Source organism: Bacteroides cellulosilyticus DSM 14838 (genome assembly GCF_000158035.1).
GTDB lineage: Bacteria > Bacteroidota > Bacteroidia > Bacteroidales > Bacteroidaceae > Bacteroides > Bacteroides cellulosilyticus.
Map to the genome: position 1 here is coordinate 1 of NZ_EQ973535.1, position 563 is coordinate 563.

Sequence of the window (563 nt, forward strand, 5' to 3'; positions counted from 1 at the left end):
CTGTGATACGGATACGTCTCAACTGCGGGAAATAGCTTTTCAGAAGTTCCCGATATACGGCTCCTCCGTGCATATTCATCAATTGTTTTTCGCGTCCTTCAAAAATGCCGGTTCGGGCAATGAGGGACAATATTTCGTCACCGTGATTCATGGGGCGACGTTGCAGAAGTTCCACCAATCCGTCCCAGTCTTCGGGTATGGAAGAAACTTTATAAAGATCGTGCCCCGGTGCATACGTGGCACGCATATACTCCTTGAAACAGCGTGCGCGGTTGGAAGCCAGTATTTCATTGTCCTTGTATGTCCCGTCGGGCGAAGCGTAACCGCAGATGGAGATACTCGAAATATTTGCCAGATTCCCCTCGGTAAGTGGACGCATCAAGCTGTCCAGTTTCTCCAGTTCGGGGCGGTTGTTGTGGAATTCGCGGCGCACGTCATAAACTCCGGTAGGGTAGTCTATATATAAGGTGGCACTTTCCGAACGGTGTTTCTGAGTTTCCATATCAGGAGTGAGGTAAGTCACCATGGCTGTACACTCGGCACAGGGCATACAGTCCGGCCTG

The 563-nt window shown here is 50.6% G+C and carries 1 pseudogene; it reads right to left on the minus strand.

Annotation, left to right across the window (positions count from 1 at the left end):
* Positions 1 to 563: pseudogene (locus tag BACCELL_RS25540) on the minus strand (DUF3868 domain-containing protein); the annotation flags it as partial.